The 20,024-nt window shown below is 44.2% G+C and carries 19 protein-coding genes and 1 tRNA gene; 9 read left to right on the top strand and 11 right to left on the bottom strand.

Features of this window, described 5'->3' with window-relative positions; all coding sequences use genetic code 11:
* The first annotated feature begins 236 nt into the window (after nt 1-236).
* Together ACH2BK_RS03250 and ACH2BK_RS03245 are read left to right on the top strand one after the other, a co-directional pair.
* Nucleotides 237-956: a hypothetical protein gene (locus ACH2BK_RS03250; RefSeq protein ID WP_395002078.1), complete on the top strand. Its 720-nt coding sequence runs from the start codon at nt 237-239 to the stop codon at nt 954-956.
* Nucleotides 953-1,141 (top strand): hypothetical protein, encoded by a 189-nt coding sequence (locus tag ACH2BK_RS03245; protein ID WP_395002077.1) that lies wholly within the window; start codon nt 953-955, stop codon nt 1,139-1,141. The genes ACH2BK_RS03250 and ACH2BK_RS03245 overlap by 4 nt, the downstream gene beginning before the upstream one ends.
* On the opposite strand, the gene ACH2BK_RS03240 is transcribed toward ACH2BK_RS03245, so the two are convergent.
* Complete coding sequence (locus ACH2BK_RS03240; RefSeq protein WP_395002076.1) at nt 1,138-1,611, bottom strand: ATP-grasp fold amidoligase family protein; 474 nt, start codon at nt 1,609-1,611, stop codon at nt 1,138-1,140. The genes ACH2BK_RS03245 and ACH2BK_RS03240 overlap by 4 nt on opposite strands.
* A gap of 125 nt (nt 1,612-1,736) precedes the next feature.
* Between ACH2BK_RS03240 and ACH2BK_RS03235 the strand changes: the two genes are divergently transcribed.
* Nucleotides 1,737-1,964 carry a hypothetical protein gene (locus ACH2BK_RS03235; RefSeq protein ID WP_395002075.1) on the top strand — a complete coding sequence of 76 codons (228 nt, stop codon included), beginning with the start codon at nt 1,737-1,739 and terminating at the stop codon, nt 1,962-1,964.
* Nucleotides 1,965-2,348: 384 nt separating this feature from the next.
* On the opposite strand, the gene ACH2BK_RS03230 is transcribed toward ACH2BK_RS03235, so the two are convergent.
* A complete protein-coding gene (locus tag ACH2BK_RS03230; RefSeq protein WP_395002074.1) occupies nt 2,349-3,680 on the bottom strand; it encodes an APC family permease in 1,332 nt (443 codons plus the stop codon).
* A gap of 23 nt (nt 3,681-3,703) precedes the next feature.
* Nucleotides 3,704-4,006, bottom strand: coding sequence for an ATP-grasp fold amidoligase family protein (locus tag ACH2BK_RS03225; RefSeq protein WP_395002073.1), 303 nt, complete (start codon nt 4,004-4,006; stop codon nt 3,704-3,706).
* Nucleotides 4,007-4,310: 304 nt separating this feature from the next.
* On the opposite strand from ACH2BK_RS03225, the gene ACH2BK_RS03220 reads away from it, so the two are divergent.
* Nucleotides 4,311-4,505, top strand: coding sequence for a hypothetical protein (locus ACH2BK_RS03220; RefSeq protein ID WP_394996975.1), 195 nt, complete (start codon nt 4,311-4,313; stop codon nt 4,503-4,505).
* A 240-nt stretch (nt 4,506-4,745) separates the two neighbouring features.
* Here ACH2BK_RS03220 and trpB read toward each other — a convergent pair whose 3' ends face one another.
* From trpB to ACH2BK_RS03205, 3 genes are all read right to left on the bottom strand, one after another.
* Nucleotides 4,746-5,948, bottom strand: coding sequence for a tryptophan synthase subunit beta (gene trpB / locus ACH2BK_RS03215; RefSeq protein ID WP_395002072.1), 1,203 nt, complete (start codon nt 5,946-5,948; stop codon nt 4,746-4,748).
* A 186-nt stretch (nt 5,949-6,134) separates the two neighbouring features.
* Nucleotides 6,135-7,211 (bottom strand): ABC transporter substrate-binding protein, encoded by a 1,077-nt coding sequence (locus ACH2BK_RS03210; protein ID WP_395002071.1) that lies wholly within the window; start codon nt 7,209-7,211, stop codon nt 6,135-6,137.
* Nucleotides 7,212-7,245: 34 nt separating this feature from the next.
* Nucleotides 7,246-8,658 carry a hypothetical protein gene (locus ACH2BK_RS03205; RefSeq protein WP_395002070.1) on the bottom strand — a complete coding sequence of 471 codons (1,413 nt, stop codon included), beginning with the start codon at nt 8,656-8,658 and terminating at the stop codon, nt 7,246-7,248.
* Nucleotides 8,659-8,824: 166 nt separating this feature from the next.
* Between ACH2BK_RS03205 and ACH2BK_RS03200 the strand changes: the two genes are divergently transcribed.
* From ACH2BK_RS03200 to ACH2BK_RS03180, 5 genes are all read left to right on the top strand, one after another.
* Nucleotides 8,825-11,056 carry a TonB-dependent receptor gene (locus ACH2BK_RS03200; protein WP_395002069.1) on the top strand — a complete coding sequence of 744 codons (2,232 nt, stop codon included), beginning with the start codon at nt 8,825-8,827 and terminating at the stop codon, nt 11,054-11,056.
* Entirely contained in the window at nt 11,056-12,072 is a 1,017-nt protein-coding gene (locus ACH2BK_RS03195) for a FecCD family ABC transporter permease (RefSeq protein ID WP_395002068.1), read from the top strand. Before ACH2BK_RS03200 ends, ACH2BK_RS03195 begins: the two co-directional genes overlap by 1 nt.
* A complete protein-coding gene (locus ACH2BK_RS03190) occupies nt 12,069-12,890 on the top strand; it encodes an ABC transporter ATP-binding protein (protein WP_394996985.1) in 822 nt (273 codons plus the stop codon). Before ACH2BK_RS03195 ends, ACH2BK_RS03190 begins: the two co-directional genes overlap by 4 nt.
* A gap of 96 nt (nt 12,891-12,986) precedes the next feature.
* Nucleotides 12,987-13,583: a peroxiredoxin gene (locus tag ACH2BK_RS03185; protein WP_394996986.1), complete on the top strand. Its 597-nt coding sequence runs from the start codon at nt 12,987-12,989 to the stop codon at nt 13,581-13,583.
* Between the two features lie 239 nt (nt 13,584-13,822).
* On the top strand, nt 13,823-14,503 hold the full coding sequence (locus ACH2BK_RS03180) for a response regulator transcription factor (protein ID WP_394996987.1): 681 nt from the start codon (nt 13,823-13,825) through the stop codon (nt 14,501-14,503).
* Nucleotides 14,504-14,709: 206 nt separating this feature from the next.
* Here ACH2BK_RS03180 and ACH2BK_RS03175 read toward each other — a convergent pair.
* The 5 genes from ACH2BK_RS03175 to ACH2BK_RS03155 form a co-directional block, all read right to left on the bottom strand.
* A tRNA-Met gene (locus tag ACH2BK_RS03175) sits at nt 14,710-14,786 on the bottom strand.
* 83 nt (nt 14,787-14,869) lie between these two features.
* Nucleotides 14,870-15,433 (bottom strand): hypothetical protein, encoded by a 564-nt coding sequence (locus ACH2BK_RS03170; RefSeq protein WP_395002067.1) that lies wholly within the window; start codon nt 15,431-15,433, stop codon nt 14,870-14,872.
* A 151-nt stretch (nt 15,434-15,584) separates the two neighbouring features.
* Complete coding sequence (locus ACH2BK_RS03165) at nt 15,585-15,881, bottom strand: DUF3240 family protein (protein WP_395002066.1); 297 nt, start codon at nt 15,879-15,881, stop codon at nt 15,585-15,587.
* Nucleotides 15,882-15,889: 8 nt separating this feature from the next.
* Nucleotides 15,890-18,946 carry an efflux RND transporter permease subunit gene (locus ACH2BK_RS03160; RefSeq protein WP_395002065.1) on the bottom strand — a complete coding sequence of 1,019 codons (3,057 nt, stop codon included), beginning with the start codon at nt 18,944-18,946 and terminating at the stop codon, nt 15,890-15,892.
* Nucleotides 18,936-20,024, bottom strand: a complete 1,089-nt coding sequence (locus ACH2BK_RS03155; RefSeq protein ID WP_395002064.1) for an efflux RND transporter periplasmic adaptor subunit — start codon at nt 20,022-20,024, stop codon at nt 18,936-18,938. The genes ACH2BK_RS03160 and ACH2BK_RS03155 overlap by 11 nt, the downstream gene beginning before the upstream one ends.

Raw genomic sequence — 20,024 nt, 5'->3', positions numbered from 1 at the left:
ATAAAGCTTGTGAGTCATTTGGGCCTAGATTGCGTGGCAAAGATTTATGAAAATCGCTCTTTTCAAAGAGGGCATAAAAGTGGCTAAAATGGGGGATTTTGCACTGCTTTATAAGTGGGCATTTATAAATCCTGCGATAGAGACACTTCAGCGTCAAAAAAAGCATTCCTCATAAAATCAGAAAGCAAAATGCCCATAACCTGCTACAATATCCCACAAAACACCAAGGATTCACAATGCTAGATTCTAAACCCGCAAACAACGCACTAGATTGCTCTGAAAGCATAAAGAATCTCTTTTCGACACAGCGACTACAAAGCTATCCAAACACGCATCAGCATTTTAAAAACCTCGTCCTAATAGGCAAGATAGCCACCAAACTTAGTGCCCTAGAGATTTGTATCCGCAACACAATCAACACTCTGCTTATTGAGAGGCTTGGCGTGCGTTGGCTGGAGGAGGAGAGTGAGGCAGAGCACAGAGGCAGGGGGCTAGATAATCACCAACTACTCTCGCGACAGAATCTGGGCTTTTGGCACAAAATGGCGACAAAGCACAAACTCTATAAGGACATTTTTGTAGTGCTTAAGCCCTTTGAGCCTACGCGATATAGCTCGCTTAATAAAGACAGATTCTATCACAATGGCAAAAAGCGATTTTTGCGCGATACACACAAATCAGAGATGATACTAAGCTGCATTCATACGATTAGAAATCGTTGTTTTCATTGTGAAAATCTCCTAAAAACACGCGAGATTTTCACGCGTGATAGAGATGGGCGTAAGCTCCCTATAAGTGCGCCTAGAATCACAACTATCATCAAAATAAACGATAGGGATTTTTATTTTGGTGTGATGCCTGATAAAATCGAGGTGTTTTTAGACGATTGCTTGGATTTGTTTGATAGAGATATTAGGAGATACATAGCGGTGGCACAAGGAGCCACCAACGAATGAGCGGATATTATAACATAAAATGTGTAAAACGGAGTGGTTTTAGCGACAGAGTGGAAAAGTTAGTGAGAAAAGAGATTAGAGTATTTGGCGTGATTTTTGTCAGTATTGCGTGCATTGCGTCTTTGACTCTAAAAACCGCTAAGGAAGTGAGATTATTAGGAAATGGCTGCGCTATGGCTTACTAAAGCCTCCATAAATCCCCATAGATTCTGTCGTATCGCGCTGGATAGAATCTACTCGTGCCCCCTGCTGGCGTGAATGTCAGCTCTCCCACATAGATTCTGTTATTTGTGCTATAGACATCTACGCGCACATAATTTAATGGCTTAGCAAGTGTCTTAGCAACTTCCAAAAGTGCTGCGAGATTGTGTGGTTTTTCTACATTTTTTGTAAGGGGCAGGTTTGCAGCGCTGAATTGAAATGGTAGTTTAGAAAAATTTTCATCAAACATGGCGCGAGTGTGATTTGCGCAAAATCGATGAGAATCCACTTCGATAAAAAGCATTTGTTCATGACATTGATTGATTTTGTAATCATCAGGGACTTTGAAAGGTGGGGAATTGTGTGTGGTATTTTGGGGGAGATTGTGGGCTAGATTTTGTGGGGGAGTTTGGGGCAAATTTTGGGGGAGATTTGGGCCTAGATTGCGTGGCAAAGATTTATGAAAATCGCTCTTTTCAAAGAGGGCATAAAAGTGGCTAAAATGGGGAAATCAAAAAATAAAGCCTAGAGCAACACAAAATTAGTAAGAAAATCCACAACTTATGCTATGATTGTGCTATGGCAAAGATAGATGAACTCAAGGAACAATTAGGGCTTTTGAAGTTTTGGCTTGGGATATTTGTCGCTACCTTTTTGGCTGTGATTGGCTGGGGTGTTACAAACTATCAAAAAGCAGAGACTTTTGTGCTTGTAGGTGCGGGTGTAGTCGCCGTGCTTGCGCTTTTTGCTATATATTTTCTTAGCAAAAAGATTAATGCAAAGATTAAAGAAATCGGTAGAGAATAAGGAGAGGACTATGGAATATATCATCTTTGGAATAGCATTTGTAGGGATTTTGGCAATCCTCTATCTTGGTGTGAAAACCGCCATTGAGTTTTCAGAAAAATAAATTGCTAGGGCTCGCCCCGATACTAGAATCTCCACAAATCCCCATAGATTTTATCGCGCTGGATAGAATCTACGCGTGCCCCCCTACTGGCGTGAATCGGCTTCCCTGCTCTAAAATTTTTTTGGCGTGATGCCTGAAAAGATAGAGATGTTTTTGGAGGATTGTTTGGATTTATTTGATGAGAGACTAAAAGAAGCGGTGCGACAAGGACGCACCAACGAATGAGTTGAGGTTATAGCACAAAATAGTTAAAAATGAAATGATTTTGTGATAACTTGCCCTTAGGGATTCTTATTATTTTGGATAGCCAATCGATAAAACAACACCCCGCACGCACCCCATATCCCTAAGGCTATCAGTGATGGAGCTTTAAGCACTGCGGGAGAAAAGGGTAAAAGGAGTAGTGCAAAAAACACGCTACTAATGAGAATATTAAGCATAGATAGAAGGCTTACGCGCTTAGATTCTCGCCGTTTCACGATAGAGGCTATCACGCTCACATACAAAAACGCCACGACAATCCCCACGCTTGACATATCCACGACATACAGCAGCCCCTGCCTCCCAAAAAATGGCAAGACACAAGAGACTAAACCCACAAAACATACGATTTTATGGGGAATGCCAAAGCGATTTTTTGCACACATCGTGGCGGGGAAGATTCTATGCAAGCTCATCGCATAGAGGACTTTGGTAGTCGTGATAAAAAAGCCATTGATACCACTAGCAATCGCCCCAAACACCCCAAAAGCAAGCACAACACCACCAAATACCCCAAAATACCCACGCACACTCTCTAAGCTCGCCCAAAAGGAAATATCACTAGCACGCAATGCCTCATAAGGCACGCCATAAGCACTAAAGATAAGGACAAAGGCATAGAGCAAAAACCCTGCTATGATAGCTCCTATCGTAAAAAGTGTGATTTTACGCGGATTATTACGCACATCTTGGATAATCTGCACACCACAATCAAAGCCCACATACAGCCAAGGTGCTAGAGCGATAATCGCTAAGATACCCGCGATACTAAGGCTTTGAGAATCCACATAGCCTAAAAGGTTTGCTAAAGATTGCGCACTAAAGCTCATCGCGAGAAAAAAGAAGCACACACTGCCCACCAGAAGGATTATGAGGGCTTTTTGTAACGCAAACACATAGCGGATACCGCAGAGATTTGCCACGCAAGCTACCAATATAGCTACGAGGCTTAGGGCAATATCCTCGGCATAGACTTGGTGTGAATCTACACTATATAGCGCGATGCGTGGCTCTAGCCCAAAGGCGTGGGCAAGCAGAGGCAGAGCAGTGGCATTAAGCGGGATAATGCACAAATACGCAAGGCTTAAAAACCATCCACAGATAAAGGCGTGTGTCCTCCCAAGGATACGCAGTGTAAAGAGAAACTCTCCTCCAACCTGTGGGAATCTCGCCAACAAAAACATATAATCCTTAGCAATAACTCCTATAAGTATCGCCCCTAGGCTTAAACCTATAAGGGAGTTTAATAGCCCAATTTGTGGCAAAAAGAGGGTATGAGGCAGCACGAACACTCCCCACCCGATGATGCACCCAAGACAGAGGAAAAATATCGTCGTGCTAGAGTGTCGCATTGCAAATCTTTGTATGTGAGATTCTATATTTTGAGGTTGTTATTTGCTTTGATATCGGTATGAGCTAGATTCCATAATTTCCCAAACTCCCTATCCCAATGCTCTGGGCTAAAACGCGCACTTCCACCATTTGGGGTAAGAGTAAGCTCGCCGAGGTAGATTTGCGAGATGTTTTGTGTCTCAATGTAGTAAAAATCTATGCGCACATAATCCATCGCACTAGAGAGATGTCGCGCAATCTCAAGCATAGAATCTAGCTTGTGGGGTTTGGGGATAGATTGCACGCTTTGGGTGTTGAGGTAGGTTACAGGCAGAGTGGCTGCCAATGGGGTGTGAAGAGATTATTGTGCGTGTGTGTGGGATTGGCGACTTGCACAAAACCAATGTGTGCGCTAAAACAATGGATTCTATAATCACACAATGACATAAAAGATTTATGAAAATCGCTCTTTTCAAAGAGGGCATAAAAGTGGCTAAAATGGGGGATTTATCTCTTTTAAGAAAAGCAATACATAAATAAAAAAAATCAAAAAATAAAGCCTAGAGCAACACAAAATTAGTAAGAAAATCCACAACTTATGCTATGATTGTGCTATGGCAAAGATAGATGAACTCAAGGAACGGCTCACAATGTTGCGTTTTTGGCTTGGAATCTTGGTAGCGACATTCCTTGCCATAGCTGGATGGAGCATTACAAATTACCAAAAAGTGGAGGCTTGGCTTACCATCGGTGCCTTGGTGCTCCTGTGTTTTTGTGTCGTCATTGCATTTTTTATCAACAAGGCAATAGACAAAAAATGTAAAGAGATAGGAAAAATAGAATAACAAAGGAGGTTTTATGGAATATATCGTATTTGGTGTGATTTTTGTCGGTATTGCGTGCATAGCGTCCTTGGCTCTGAAAGCTGCGCTAAGAGAGCTAAAGAAGTAAGATTGTTGATAAGTAGCGCTAAGGCCTCTTAAAGTCCCCATAGATTCTATCGCGCTGGATAGAATCTACTCGCTCCCCCTGCTGGTGTCAATCGGCTTCCACTTAAAAAGCGTATGTGGGAGCAGCAAATAGCCTCACTCCCCATACCCAAAATTTTGAACCACAAAATCAATATCCTTATCGCCCCGCCCGCTTAGATTGACGAGAATCTTTTTACCCTTTAGCTTAGGGGCGATTTTGAGTGCATAGGCTAGAGCGTGGCTAGATTCAATAGCGGGGATAATGCCCTCTTTTTTGCTGAGTGCAAAAAACGCCTCTATCGCCTCCTCATCGCTGATAGCCGCCACTTGCGTGCGTCCGATACTATGTAGATACGCCTGCTCAGGTCCCACGCTAGGGTAGTCTAGCCCGCTTGCCACGCTATGCACCGCCGCAGGCTCGCCCTTAGAATCTTTTAGCATAATGCTATTAAACCCATGCATCACGCCCTCACTCCCATAGCTAAGGCTCGCAGCATGCTCCCCGAGATCGCTCCCACGCCCTAGAGGCTCCACGCCCACGAGCTCCACTGCATCATCGATAAATCCGCTAAAAATCCCCATAGCATTGCTTCCGCCACCCACACACGCGGCAACGATATCAGGCAGCTCGCCAGTCATTTCCAAAAACTGCTCTCTTGCCTCAAAGCCCACAACCGCCTGAAAGTCCCGCACCATCTTAGGAAAAGGATGTGGTCCCACCACAGAGCCGATGGCATACATACTATTTATCGGATCGCTCAAATACGCCTCAAAGGCGGAATCCACCGCTTCTTTGAGCGTCTTTGCCCCCGCACTCACGCTCACGACTTTCGCCCCTAAAATCTTCATACGCACGACATTTGGGTGCTCTTTAGCAATATCCACTTCCCCCATATGGATCTCACACTCTAGCCCAAAATACGCCGCCGCTGTGGCTAAAGCCACGCCATGCTGTCCTGCACCCGTCTCGGCGATTAACTTCTTTTTGCCCATAAATTTTGCCAAAAGTGCCTCGCCCATACAATGATTGAGCTTGTGCGCTCCGGTGTGGTTTAAATCCTCGCGTTTGAGGTAGATCCCAGCTCCACCAAGCTCTCGTGTAAGATTGTGTGCGAAGTAGATGGGTGTGGGGCGTCCTTGGAAGTGTTTGCGGATTTTGCGCAGCTCGGCGATAAAATCGCTATTTTGCGCGATTAAATCATACGCCTCGCTGATTTCTTGCATAGCCTTGGCGATAGATTCTGGCACGAAACTCCCGCCAAACTTGCCAAAATAGCCATTGCTATCTGGGAATTGCTTGAGATAAGATTTTTGCATTACGCACTCCTTTTTAAGTTATAAAATGTCAAAAAGTATAGCACAGATACCCTTAAAGGGTGGTGAGCCTACTATGGTCTAAGGACTTACTTAAGCCCTTAATAAAAATTTTATCAACGCTTATAATCTCTTGTTGCTTCCATAAATTGATTTATAAATTACCTTTGTTGGCTTTATCTGTTGGTTTTATTCTAGCGCACCGGCTTGGGCTGTGGGATTTAGGATTTTCTCTATTTGGGCATTTGAGAGCGTGAGATCAAAGACTTCTTTATAATACGCGCTTATTTTTTCTCTTAGCTGAAAATCCCTATGTGGATAATGCCGTGCTTGTAGCCACAAAAGCAAAATGGGCAAATCCACGCTAGGTGCAAAAGCCCTGTATGAGCCAAGGGGGAATTTATACACACGTTTATTTTGCACCGCATTGAGTGGTTGCCAAAGCTTAGATTCTAAAATATCCTTTGGCAGTTTGTCGTTGAAGTGATTGAGATAAATAATCTCTGGATTGATGGCATAAAGCTCCTCTAGAGTGACATTTTGGATATTTTTTTGACTGATTGCATTCCTTGCCCCGCTGTGTTGCAAAAGATAGTTTGCAAAAAGCCCTCCGACACTAAAATGTCTTTCATTATCAAAGCGATGCAAAATAACCACTCGCGGAGCATTAAGCGGCTGCGGTAGAGATTTGACAAATTCTTGCGTATCGCTAACCCATTGCAGAATCTTGGCTGCTTTTTGCTCGGCATTTAAAATGGGGGCAAAAATCTCTAGCCAACCCTGCAAAGTCCTAGAAGAATCGTATTCCCATTTGCTCACGCTTAAGGCAATTGTAGGGATTTTTGTCCTGCGCATAGATTCACAGAGCTTGGTATTGGCACTATGGCAGACAAACAAATCTGGCTTTAGGCCCAAAAGTTCTTCGATATTTTCGCTATTGCCCGCTGGTATTTGGGCAATCTCTGGGTAAAAATCTAGCAAAAATGAGGATTTTAGGGCATTTGCACTTGCCCTAGGGATATACACAAGCCTCTTAGCGCTAGAATCTAGCATAACCACCAATGATGGCAGTGGCCACATACCCCCGCCAACGACAATCCGCTCAGGGCTCTTTGGCAAAAGCACTTTTGTGCCACTATTATCCACAATTTCTAATGGAAACTCCGCGCTAAGCACCTTGCCAAACAACGCACAGACAAGCAAAATTTTTAGAGCATTTTGCCAACACACTGCGCTTAGTGCTCTACAATCTATGTTAGTAAGCATCATTACACCTCATAGCAACTCTTTAGATTCTCTTTTATGCCTCACAAGGCTCTTTAAAAGAAACGCGCATATCTAGCTCCGCCCATTCCATAAAATTGTCAAAAAACCCTTCCGTCTTAGGCATAAAGCCCTGTCCTAAGTGAAAATCCGGATCTAAAGATGTGACATAGAGATTGCCCCTAAAAGTCGTGTCTTTGTAGATAATGCACTCATCAAGCTCGTTTGTGAGAATTTTTTGGGAGTTTTTGGGGGGATAAAAGGCACCATGGTAATGCCACTTTGCTGCATCTACATTCATTTTGCTAAAAAGCTGCTTGCCATTTTCTTGGATATAAAGCGGCGTGTCTGCCCCGGGTATAAGCCACCACCAAAAATTTACAGGATATTCTTGCCAAAGAATATTTGGTAAGTATTGCTTAGTAACCTCGCCAAAAGAGATAATATGCCCTCCAGATTCTAAATACGACAAAAACTTTTGTTTATGAGGCATAAGATACTCGGCATTCAGTCGTGAGGCCAACACGATGTAATCAAACTCGCCAAAATCCACCTTATCTATGTCTAAAAAATAGATTCTATGATGAAAAAAGTTCTCGTATTTTTTGTTTTTGTTTTGAAAAAAATAATGATGAAAGGACGCGCCACCTGTGATAATGGCATTTTTTAGTGGAGATTTTCTAGGGTTTGGGGCAGTTGTGGTAAAGACAAAATCTTTACGCGCTTTGAGCGGAGGTTTTGGCTTGTTGGTTTGGTTTTGGTTAGATTCTTGTCTTAGTAATTCTTGGTGTATCCACGCCATTAGGTTGATGCCCATTCTCCTTGCTGTCGTGTTGTCAAAAAGTCCAAAGTTTAGCAAATCAGCCCCAGCTGTGGCCAAAATCGTGCCATTACTAGAATCTCTATCGATATAGCCCACGCACTGCCCATCGCTATCGCGCAAAATAATCTCTAGCTTATGCTCTTTAGGAAACACGCTCATATCAAAATATCCGCGATTAAAAAACCCCTTCACTCCGCGCCGAAAATTTATATCATATTCCCGCACACCTTCAAAAATCATATGGGATTCTAGTCTAATCTCTCTATCCTTGATGGGCGTCTTACTCTGAATGTAGCCGCTATTATAAGGCAAGAAGTGCGTGAAGTTGCTCGCAAAACTCACTAAAATCCCGCCCCTATGCACATAATCCAAAAGTTTTTGGCTAAATTTGCTCAAATACACTTCATCAATCGCCATTGGCACGACGATTGCGCAGTATTGGCACAAATCTCTTTCCTCAAGACTTGTGTAAAGATCAATGCACTCTAAAATATTCTTATACAAAAAACTACTGGGCACCTCGCCCATTTCATAGGCCAAAGAATTGATATAGCCGATTTTGCCAAAGGTGTTAAGTTCTTCATAGCTAAAGGGTTGTTGTGCTGCTGCGCTTATTTGATTTTCCATAATGCTCCTCCATAATTTATCCTTTAGATTCTGTTCTTTGGGGATTGTAACATAATTTTATAAATTTAGTAACGATTCTTATTTTTTATGTTAGAATACTGCCGAGATTTTCCTTATAAAGTTTCATAATGCAGCTTTTATCTTAATGCCATTGGGAGGTTTTGCAATGTGGCAAAAAGCACCAAAAAGGACGATTGTAGCAGTGAGTATAGTCAGTATTGCCCTGTCTTTGAATCTGTATGCCCAAAGCACACAGCCAACGACTCGACAAGAGGCACAAAATAGTAATAATTCTTATAGTAATGAAAATACGCAAAAAGTCCTCCTCCAATCAAGTGTTACCACACAAGCACTTATGTCGGAATTGCCCATAGAATTACAGGCCAAACAAGTGAGCGTCCTAAACCAAGACACACTCTTAGAGACAAACATAGGCGGTGGCGGCATACAAAGTGTGCTAGAAAAAGTCCCCGGGATTGTCTATTCGCGCTCTAGTGGTATCAACGGACAGCTTACTATTAGGGGACAAAACTCTAATAGCACGCGCTCAATTGTGATGATTGATGGTGTGCGCTTATCTGGCCGCAATACCTTGGAGTTTAATACCCTAGATCCTTATGCCTTTCAGTCTATCGAGGTTATCCGAGGTCCTGCTAGCTCTCTATGGGGAGCTGACGCGATGAATGGCGTGATCAACTTGCGCTCTAGAATCTCAAACTACAATATCAACGGCGATACATTTAAAGCGACTGCGAGAATCCGCGCCCTAGAATATGCAAGTGTGAATAATATGTTTGGCGGTAGATTAGAAGTGTTAGGAGGGGGCAATGGCTTTGATGTCTTAGTGGGCTTAAGCACTAAGGTTGCGCAGGACTATACCACGCCTCTCACAGAAAATGGCTCAAACAAGGCAAAAAATTCTAAATACAACATGCTAGGCGTGGATTTTAATGCTGGCTATACGCACAATGCCACGAGATACTATCTACAAGGCCGCTATACTAGGATAGAATCTCACCGCGCTGGCGGACTTGGGGCAGCCCCGGGATCTAGCTATGGAATCTTAATGAGTGAAGTGCCTATCACGGAGTATTATCTCCGCGCTGGAGCGAAGTCTCATAGTCTTAGCTTTGTAGATTCTATGGAAGCGTATGTGTATTATCGCCAATGGGATACGGACATTTGGAATAACCGACTGGGATTTAATAAAACAACTAACATTCATCAGGAAGTGTATAACAACCACTACATAGGTGGCAGACTTGTCTTTGATGGCACATATGGGAAGCATACCCTAACCTATGGGGGCGAGATTCACAGCGCGATCTCTCCCACACAAGTGCGACAAAATAACCTTGTGAGCGGCGTAAGCAACACCACCAATCGCCCATCGACAAACACAGATTTTGCTATTTTTCTTAAAGACGACTTTAGGGCGACAAACTCGTGGTTTTTATCAGCCTCTTTGCGAGGGGATTATATCCTAACGACTATTTCCAAAACGCGCTCAAGTGTAGAAAACACTCAAATTGCCTCAAATAATGCCATTGCCATAGAAACCGCTAGATTGCTTGATGAAAATGGCATTATCCACAATGGTGCCATCACAGGATCACTTGGCTCTGTGTGGTTTATCACAGATTCTATTAGCAATGTGATAAATCTCAGTCATAACTTTAAAGATCCGGGCTCGGGCACTAGGATGGCAAGCACTCCAAGTGGGAGCTCCACTCTCACAGTAGGCAATCCACTCATCAAGCCAGAATATTCCCAAACTGCTGAATTTGGCTTTAGATTCCAAAGCGAGAATCATTGGCTTTCTCTTATTGGATTTTTTACCAATTACACCAATATGATCGCTCTTAGCTCTTACCAAAACGCCACCATTACGACACAAAATTCTAACGCGCTCTATCGTAGTGAAAACATCGGTAAGGCCATCATTGCCGGTGCAGAGCTAGAGGGTAGGCATAGCTTTTTAGATTCTATGATTGTGCTCTCTTATGTGGGCTCTTATAATTATGGGCAAAATCTCACTGACAAAAAACCTATCGCCTATCTCGCTCCACTTTATGGCTCGGCGACTTTGCAGTTTAATCTCAAATATGGCTATGTGAATCTCACAGAGCGATTTTATGGCAAAAAGACGCGTATAGACGCGCGGGAAGAGCGGGCGCATAAGTCTTATGCGATGACAGATATTTATCTGGGCTTAAAGCTTGAGAGTTTTTGGGAGAGTTGTAGGGATATGGATTTTATCCTAGGGATAAGCAATCTCTTTAATCAAGTGGGGCGCAATCCCGTAACGGTAGAAAATATCAGCTATCCCATCGCTCTTACAAATCCCCTTGTGGATCCGGGCAGAAGCTATAATGCAAAATTTGTGTGGAAATACTAATGCCACGCTCAATGCTAAAAACCATCAGCCTAAGCACTCTAAGTTTTGGGATTATTGTCCTATGCGCCCTTGTGTGCCTAAAAGTTGGCCGCTATCCTATTGCATTAGAGGACATATTAGCTCTGCTTGTTGGCACGCAACCACATACAGAATCTAACTCCGCTTATGCGATGATTCTCTTAGAGTTTCGTTTGCCACGAGTGCTTTTGGCTTTGTTTGTCGGAGCTGGGTTAAGCATTAGTGGTTGTGCGTTTCAAAATCTCTTTAGAAACCCTCTAGCAAGCCCTGATATTTTGGGCGTTACCGCGGGAGCGAGTTTTGGAGCGGTGTTGGCCCTGCTGCTTGGGCTTGGTGTGCTATGGGTAAGTTTTTTTGGATTTTTGTCTGGACTTATAGCGCTTTTGCTTGTTGTGGCAGTGAGCTATGACAAAATGATGCCCTATAACACACTGACGATGATTTTAAGCGGAATTATCATCGCTGCGCTTTTCCAAAGCCTTGTCTCTCTCATAAAATACCTAGCAGATCCACAAGATACACTCCCTACCATTACCTATTGGTTACTTGGCTCGCTAGATTCTACATTTAGCCTGCAAATGTGGCTTGGCATTGCTGGGATTAGCTTGGGAAGTGTCGTGCTCTTTTGCTTGCGATGGAAGTTTAATATCCTCACACTCAATGATGATGAAGCCAAAAGCCTTGGGGTCAATCTCAACGCATTGCGCCTTGTCGTAGTTTTGGCAAGCACATTGATTGTGGCGTGTGCTGTTGGGCTATGTGGCATTATTGGCTGGATTGGGCTATTAATTCCGCATATCGCACGACTTTTTGTGGGCAATGAAAACGCTAAGCTCGCGCCACTTTCTATGTTTATTGGGGCATTGTTTTTGATGATTGTGGATACCTTTTCTCGCACGATTTCTCATGAGCAAATTCCCATCTCTATCCTCACTGCCATTATCGGCGCTCCGTTTTTTATTTATATCCTCTACAAAAACAAAGGCTTACGACTATGAATGCACACAATCTCACTCATCAAGCACTTTTTTGCGTGCATAGTCTTTGCTTTATAAGAGAGCGTAGGCAGATTCTAAAAAATATCAGCTTTCATCTCAAAGAGGGTGAGGTGCTGAGTATCCTTGGCACAAATGGTGCGGGAAAAACAACTCTGCTAAAAGCTATGCTAGGCTTACTGCCTTGCCAAAGTGGGCAGTCTTTTCTCTACCAAAAACCCATACAAAGCTATGGCAAATCTCTATGGCAGCATATCGGCTATGTTGCACAAGCCAAAACCAATGTGTTTAATCTCAAAGTGCTTGATATGGTAACGCTAGGCTTTAATCCTGTGGTTAGATTCACACCCAAAACACAACATTTCCAACAATCCCTGCACACATTAGAAACACTGCATATCGCACATCTCGCACACAAGCACTGCCATGCTTTAAGTGGTGGAGAGCTACAAATGGTGCTTTTTGCTAGAGCCTTAGTGTGCAGGCCAAAGCTCCTCGTGCTAGATGAACCAGAATCTAATCTAGACTTTGCAAACCAAAAAATCATCATCGATACCCTAAAACATCTTAGCAAGCAAGGTTGTGCGATTATTTTAAACACACATTTTCCATCTCATGCCATCTATCTTTCACACAAAGCCTTGCTTTTAAAAAACACAGATACGATTTTAGAATCTACAGAATCTAATTGCCTTTTTGGAGATGCTAAGAATATCCTCACACAAGAAAATCTAAGTGCGCTTTATAATGTCCCGCTATTTTTGCACGACAAGCCTCATCATACCCAAGAAAGCCATGAAAGCTATACGATTTATCTCTAAAAATTTACTAGGTTTAGATTCTGATTACTTACTTGCATTACAATCCCAAGCATTGATAATAATTTGTTATCAAAAATTTTTATTAAGGAGACTACGATGCTAGTTACAAAACAAGCCCCAGATTTCACAGCAGAGGCAATCAAAGCTGATGGCACATTTGAGGATAACTTCAACCTCTACAACAACATTGGCAAAAATGGCGCGGTTATTTTCTTTTGGCCTAAAGACTTCACATTCGTGTGTCCTAGTGAAGTTATCGCGTTTGATCACAGAGTGAAGGACTTTGAAGAGCGTGGATTTAGCGTTATTGGCGTGTCTATCGACTCTAAAGAAGTGCATTTTGCGTGGAGAAACACACCCGTAAAAGAGGGCGGTATCGGCGCGGTAACATTCCCAATGGTATCAGATATCACTAAGCAAATCTCTCGTGATTATGATGTGCTTTTTAATGGTGCAGTGTCCCTACGCGGAAGCTTCCTCATTGACAGAAACAAAGTCGTGCGCCACGCAGTGATAAACGATCTCCCACTTGGTAGAAATGTCGATGAAATGCTTAGAATGTGCGATGCGCTTTTGCACTTTGAGCAACATGGCGAAGTATGCCCTGCTGGCTGGAACAAAGGCGATAAGGGTATGGTAGCTAATGCCAAAGGTGTGGCAGAATACCTAAGCCAAAACGCTGACAAGCTTTAATCCTTGCCTAAGTCCCTTGCCTTAAGGGGTTTGGGACAATTGCTACTTTCACTTCACTTATGCACTCACACATTTTTATAGAATCTAAGGTTGTTTAAGATTCTATTGCTGCTAATGAGCTAGATTCTATAAAGTTACCTTTTAGACTTCTCTTTTTTAACGCTCTTTGCAAACCAAATTTTACCTTGCAATAAAGCTGCTTAGAGTATAATTCCCTATCTACACATTAGGAGTGAGCTATGCTAGAAATTTTGATGATTGAAGATGATGTCGAGCTTGCCGAGATTTTGAGCGATTATCTCAAAAAACACGATATGAATGTAACAAGCTATGATGAGCCCTATACGGGAATGAGCGCGGTGAATGCCAAGCATTTTGATGTGTTGCTTTTGGATTTGACACTGCCCAATCTCGATGGGCTAGAAGTCTGCAAACGCGTAGCAAAGCAAAAAAATATCCCTATCATCATATCTTCAGCACGAAGCGATGTCGATGATAAAGTCAAAGCCCTAGAATATGGTGCCGATGACTACATACCTAAGCCTTACGATCCCAAAGAATTAGTTGCGAGGATACACTCGCTCCTGCGCCGCTATAGCAAGAAAAATCCCAAAGAGCAGAGCAGGGAGAAAGATTCTGTATTCCGCATTGATAAGCATAGCCGACAGGTGTTTTTCAAAGACAAAAAGCTCGAGCTCACGCGCGCGGAGTATGAGATACTCACGCTACTTATTAGCAAGCGCGGGCACGTGTTTTCACGCGAAGCCATCGCTATAGAATCTGAATCCATCAACCCAGAGAGCTCCAATAAAAGTATCGATGTGATTATCGGGAGATTGCGCGCTAAGATAGAGGAAAATCCCAAAAATCCCCAATATATTATCTCCGTGCGTGGCGTGGGCTACAAGCTCGAAGCCTAGCCCTCTAGCACGCTTGCTTTTGTGCATTTTGTGGAGTGCTTGTAGATTCTATAAGGCTCTAGTCCCCAATTGCAAATGGCATATCTAGCGCGCCCCCTTGTTTGAAAACGCTTTGAGTAAAGCACACTATAGCCACAAGTAGCGCGTGTATTTTGTGTTTTGGCATTGCATTGGCTTAAAGGTTCTATGGGAGTGAAAGTCGTAGATGGTGTCAAGGGGGAGACTTGAACTCCCGACCTCCGGCTTATGAGACCAGCGCTCTAACCAGCTGAGCTACCCTGACTAATGAGCGGATAAAGATAAAAACGCGTATTCTAAAGAAGTTTTGCTTAAAAGGCATTGAAACTCGTGCAGGAGGCATAGAATCTAGCCCAAATACCCCTCGCTTAGAATCTGCGCATACGCGTTTTTGTAGCGATTGATAAAGCCCTCAATTTGGCTATTTTGCGCGCCAAAGGCTTTGAGCTGTCGCTGCATCTTCGCATCTAGTTGCGCTCTCTCGCTCTCCTTGCGTCCTTGATAAAAATCTGTAAATCGATACAAGCCCTGTGCCATCAGCATTTTTTGGGATTCGCTTAGTCCCTGCGAGGCAAAGACAAAGGCGCGGTATTCCTCATCGCTCATTAGCTCCAAAATTCTCAAGCCATAGGTTATGCGCTCTGGGTGGGGGTTTTCATCAGTTTTTAAAAGGTTTTGTGCCTGTTTGTCGGCTATCTCTTGTGTGGTAGTGAGCGGGGAGATTTGGGATTGCAAGGATTGCGCGTCGTTGGTATCTTGGATTTTGTGAGAGTTGTTTTGCTTGGTATTCTCTTGAGTATTTGGCTGCTGCGCGGGGTTAGATTCTGTATAGGGCGAGGGGATAAATGGCGTGAGGGTGTTAATCTGCAATGAAAACTCCTGATGCGATATACTAGGCAAGGCATAAAGCAAAAATCACTCCATTGTTTCAAGTATATAAGGCGCGTGATAGAATCTCAGCAAATCTTTAGATTCTAAAAATAGGATAATTGCGTGGTGTAGCCAAAGAGCTCGCCCTAAGCCTGATAGCGGGGCGAACCCTTGTGAAGAGTATGGCGATTGTTTATAGTGTGTAGTGCTCCAAACTGCTCTTAAAAATCTTGACATCATCTGTGCCAAAGGCTTGCAAAAGCTTATTGGCTAGGAATTTTGCATTGTCCTCACTCAAGGCGATTTTAAACATACCATAATCCTGCCTGCCGCTCACCTGCTCCATCGAGCTATGGAGCATCGAGCTAGAGGCGTATTTAGAACATCTGTGGTAAAAAAAGTCATCAAACCCATCATCAAGCAGCATATCCACGATAGAATCTTTGAGGTTAAACCTAAAGTAGATTTCAAGCACTATTTCTTCGCCCATTTTTCCCCCTATATGCCAAATTTGCGCACCACAAACTTAAAGAGCGGCGGTAGCATCACAAGCGTGAGGAATGATGAGGTTATCAGTCCTCCGAGCACCACGACTGCTAGGGGTTTTTGCACCTCGCTTCCCACGCCACTTGAGAGCAGCATTGGCACGAGCCCAAGCCCAGCGATACACGCCGTCATAAGCACTGGCCTTAGACGCCGTCTCGCGCCAATGAGCACGCATTCTTCTAGCGTCCTGCCTTGTCTCAGTAGCTGCAAGAAATACCCCACCATCACCACGCCATTAAGCACCGCGATACCAAAGAGCGCGATAAAGCCCACAGACGCGGGCACAGAGATGTATTCTCCTGACACAAAGAGCGAGATAAGCCCCCCGGTAACCGCAAAAGGAATGTTTAGCAAAATAAGCAGAGCGAGCGGAATGGATTTGAAGGTAAAGAATAAAATAAAGAAAATCGCTAGGATACTAAGCGGAATCACGGTTGAGAGACGCTTTAGGGCGCGTTGTTGGTTTTCAAACTGCCCGCCATAGACTATGCTATATCCATCGGGGAGTTGCACTTGTGCGGCGATTTTTTCTTGGGCTTCTTGCACAAATCCGCCCAAATCCCTGCCTTGCACATTGGTTCGCACGACATTGTATCGCTGCGCACCCTCACGCTGTATCTGCACGGGGCCATCGACTTCGACAATCTCGGCAATGGAGCTAATGGGGATAGGCGAGCCATTTTGTGAGCTCATCTCTAGGCTTTTTAGCTTAGTGATATCACTGCTTAGCTCTTTGCTCTGTCGGATAATCACGGGGATTCTCGCGGTGCCTTGCGGGATATACTCCACCATAATGCCCTCTAGCGAGCTTTTCATAAACTTCGCAAACTCATTGCTTGGAATCCCCATATTTGCCATTACTGGGGAATAGGGCGTGATATGGAGGTAATTCACACCTTTATTAAAAGTCGTGAAAGTCTCCTGCGCCCCATCAATGCCTTTTAGAATCTCCATAATCTGCTCACTCAAACTATTGAGCTCATTAATCTCTGTCCCAAAAATCTTAATCGCCAAGTCCCCGCGCACCCCCGTGAGCATTTCAGAGATTCTCATATCGATAGGTTGGAGCACGGCTAGATTCATTCCCTTGATATCCGCGATCACTTCGCGGATTTGCTCACGAATGTCATCGAGATCCTCGGCTTGCCACTCCTCTTGGGGCTTGAGTGAGATGAAGGCATCGCTTTGGTTAGGCCCTGCGGGATCGAGCCCCACTTCATCAGCCCCGATACGCGTCACCACGCTTTTGATATCTGGCACACGCTCTAGGAGCTGTTTTTGGAGTATGAGCATAAGCTCTTTGTTTTGATCTAGCGAGATAGATGGTGGTCCCTCGACATTGATAACGATATCGCCTTCATTGAGCGTGGGCATAAACGCCGTCCCGATATAGGGGAAAAGCGAGAGGGAGAGCACCAAAAACGCAATGGCACTCAAAAACACGATCTTGAAGTGATTGAGTGAAAAATTTAGCAGCGGATCGTAAAGTTTGTGTAAAAACGCGATGAGCGCGGTTTCTTTGTGCTCTTTTACCTTCAGCACATAGGAGCTTATCACCGGAATAACCGTCATAGAGAGTATGAGGCTACCTAGGAGCGCGAATACGATTGTTTGGGCGAGCGGGACGAAAAACTTGCCCTCTAGCCCCTGCAAGGTGAGAAGCGGCACAAAGAAAATGATAATAATCAAAATCCCGCTAAACACCGAGACAGAAATCTCCTTGCACGCGCGATACACTGTGTGGAGCTTGGGCGAGTTTTTGTTTTGGCTTAGCCGCTCAAAGGCGTTTTCTACCATCACCACTGCAGAATCCACCAAAATCCCTATGGCAATGGCTAAGCCCCCAAGACTCATAAGGTTGGCAGAGATTCCGTATTCTTTCATCATCACAAATGCCACCGAGATTGAGAGTGGCAAAATCACGCTCACTGCCACCGCAGCACGCACATCGCCCAAAAACAAAAAGAGCGTGATGATGATGAGGATTACGGCTTCAGCGAGGACTTTGACGACATTATTTACTGCCTTTTGGGTGAGTTGCGAGCGATCATAAAATACGCGTAGCTCCACGCCCTCTGGAAGATTTGGCTTGAGCTCTTCCATCTTTTGCTTGATACCATCGATGGCATCGCGTGCATTTGCTCCTTTGAGCGAGAGCACGAGCCCCTGTGTCGTCTCGCCCACACCATCGATCACCACAAGCCCAAGCCTTGTCATATGAGATTCTATCACATCGCAAAAATTCCCAATTTTGACAAAGCCATTTTTGGTAATCACGGGGATTTCTTTAATCTTTTCAATCGTGAGCGAGGCGGTTTGCACCTTGACTAAAAATGTCTGCCCATCGCGATCCACGCGTCCCGCGCCCTCGTTTTTGAGATTTGCACTCAAAGCATCTTGGAGGTGGGAGATACTAATCCCAAGGCGCGCCATATTGTCAAAATCCGGCACGACCGCAATCGCGCGCGCATAGCCCCCAAGCCTATTGACATCAGCCACGCCCTTGGTATTCCTAAGCATAGGGCGGATGGTAAAATCAAGCAGCAGACGCTTTTCCACCTCGCTCATATTGCCTTCAATAGTGAACATAAACATATCGCTAAGTGGCGTAACGATAGGCGCTAGCCCACCGCTCACCTCTGCGGGCAAATCCGCCATAGCCATCGTGAGTTTTTCATTTACCATATTGCGCGCGAGGTAAATATCTGTGCCGTCATTAAAATCAATTGTAATATCTGCTAAGCCATATTTTGAGAGCGAGCGCAGGCTCTTTTGGTTTGGCAAGCCCAAAAGTTCGAGCTCTAGAGGCCTTACCACTCGATTTTCTACCTCCTCTGGTGCCATACCGGGGGCTTTTAGGATCACTTTGACTTGGGTAGAGGATATATCAGGAAATGCATCAATGGGGATTGTCAAAAAGCTATATGCGCCAAAAAACAAAAGCCCACACGCACAAATTACCACCATCAAGCGTTGGCGGAGCGAAAACTCAATAATGCTAGTGAGCATGCTCGCCACCCGATCCAAGTCCGCTTAGCATACCTTGCAGGATAATGATAGAACCCGTGGCAATCTGCATATTTGGTTGTAGCACGCCTTTGGTAATCCCAAAGCTATTATCGCGCTCCTCGGTTACATTTACCTTAGTGGGCAAAAAGCCATTTTTGGTGCGCACAAACACCACATAATCATTGCCAATCTTTAACACCGATGAGGAGGGGATTAGCATACTATTATCAGGGAGTTTGCCGCCGATATACACTTCCACCATCTCGCCCACTTTGTATTCTTTGGCTGTGATTTTTGCCACTGCCAAAATCGTATTAGTCTCTCTATCAATAGCCACTGAAATCGTATCAATATAGCCGATATTTTTGCCAGCTTGGTTGAGGAGTGCATCGCCCTTTTCTACCGTGTGTGCGAGGTTTGTGGGTATGCGGATACGCCCTAGGAAACTATTGTCTTTGAGCGAGATTCTCACATAGGGAGCAAAGGCGTTGATTTTTTGCCCTATTTGCCTTGGGGCGACAGAGAGCACGCCCGAGGCACGTGCCACGATGGGGAATCCATACTGCCCCTGCTTGCCACTCTCCATAAACGCCCTGCTCACGCCTAATAAGTCAAGCTTGGCAGAAGTCTCGTTGTATTTGAGTTTTAGCTCATTCATCGTGAGGTAGCTTAGCTGATATTCCCTGCGTGAGATGACGCCACTCTCATAGAGCATTTTGTCTTTTTTCTCATTTTCAGAGGCAATTTTTAGCCGCTCACGCGTGTTTTTAAAATCAAAAAAGAGAGTGCTTAGCTCATTGGAGCTGATATCACAGATTAAATCCCCTTTTTTGACATACTCGCCCTCGCGTTTGTAGATATTAACCACCACGGTTTCAAAGCTCGAGCTCTGCGCCACAGAGGTTTTGTCATCAAAATCGATGAAGGCATTAAAGGGTATGCCACGCGTATTAAAGCCCTTGCTCCCCACGCTCACGACTTTGATACCATTTGTTTTCATCTCGCTTTCACTGATGATGATCTCATCATACCCCCATAGGCAGGCACACAAACTACACACTAGGGCAATCTTTCGCAT

This window comes from uncultured Helicobacter sp. (assembly GCF_949282165.1).
In the GTDB taxonomy this organism is placed as follows: Bacteria; Campylobacterota; Campylobacteria; order Campylobacterales; family Helicobacteraceae; genus Helicobacter_F.
The sequence above is the reverse complement of the archived record's forward strand: the minus strand, read 5'-3'. Positions and strand labels throughout refer to the sequence as shown.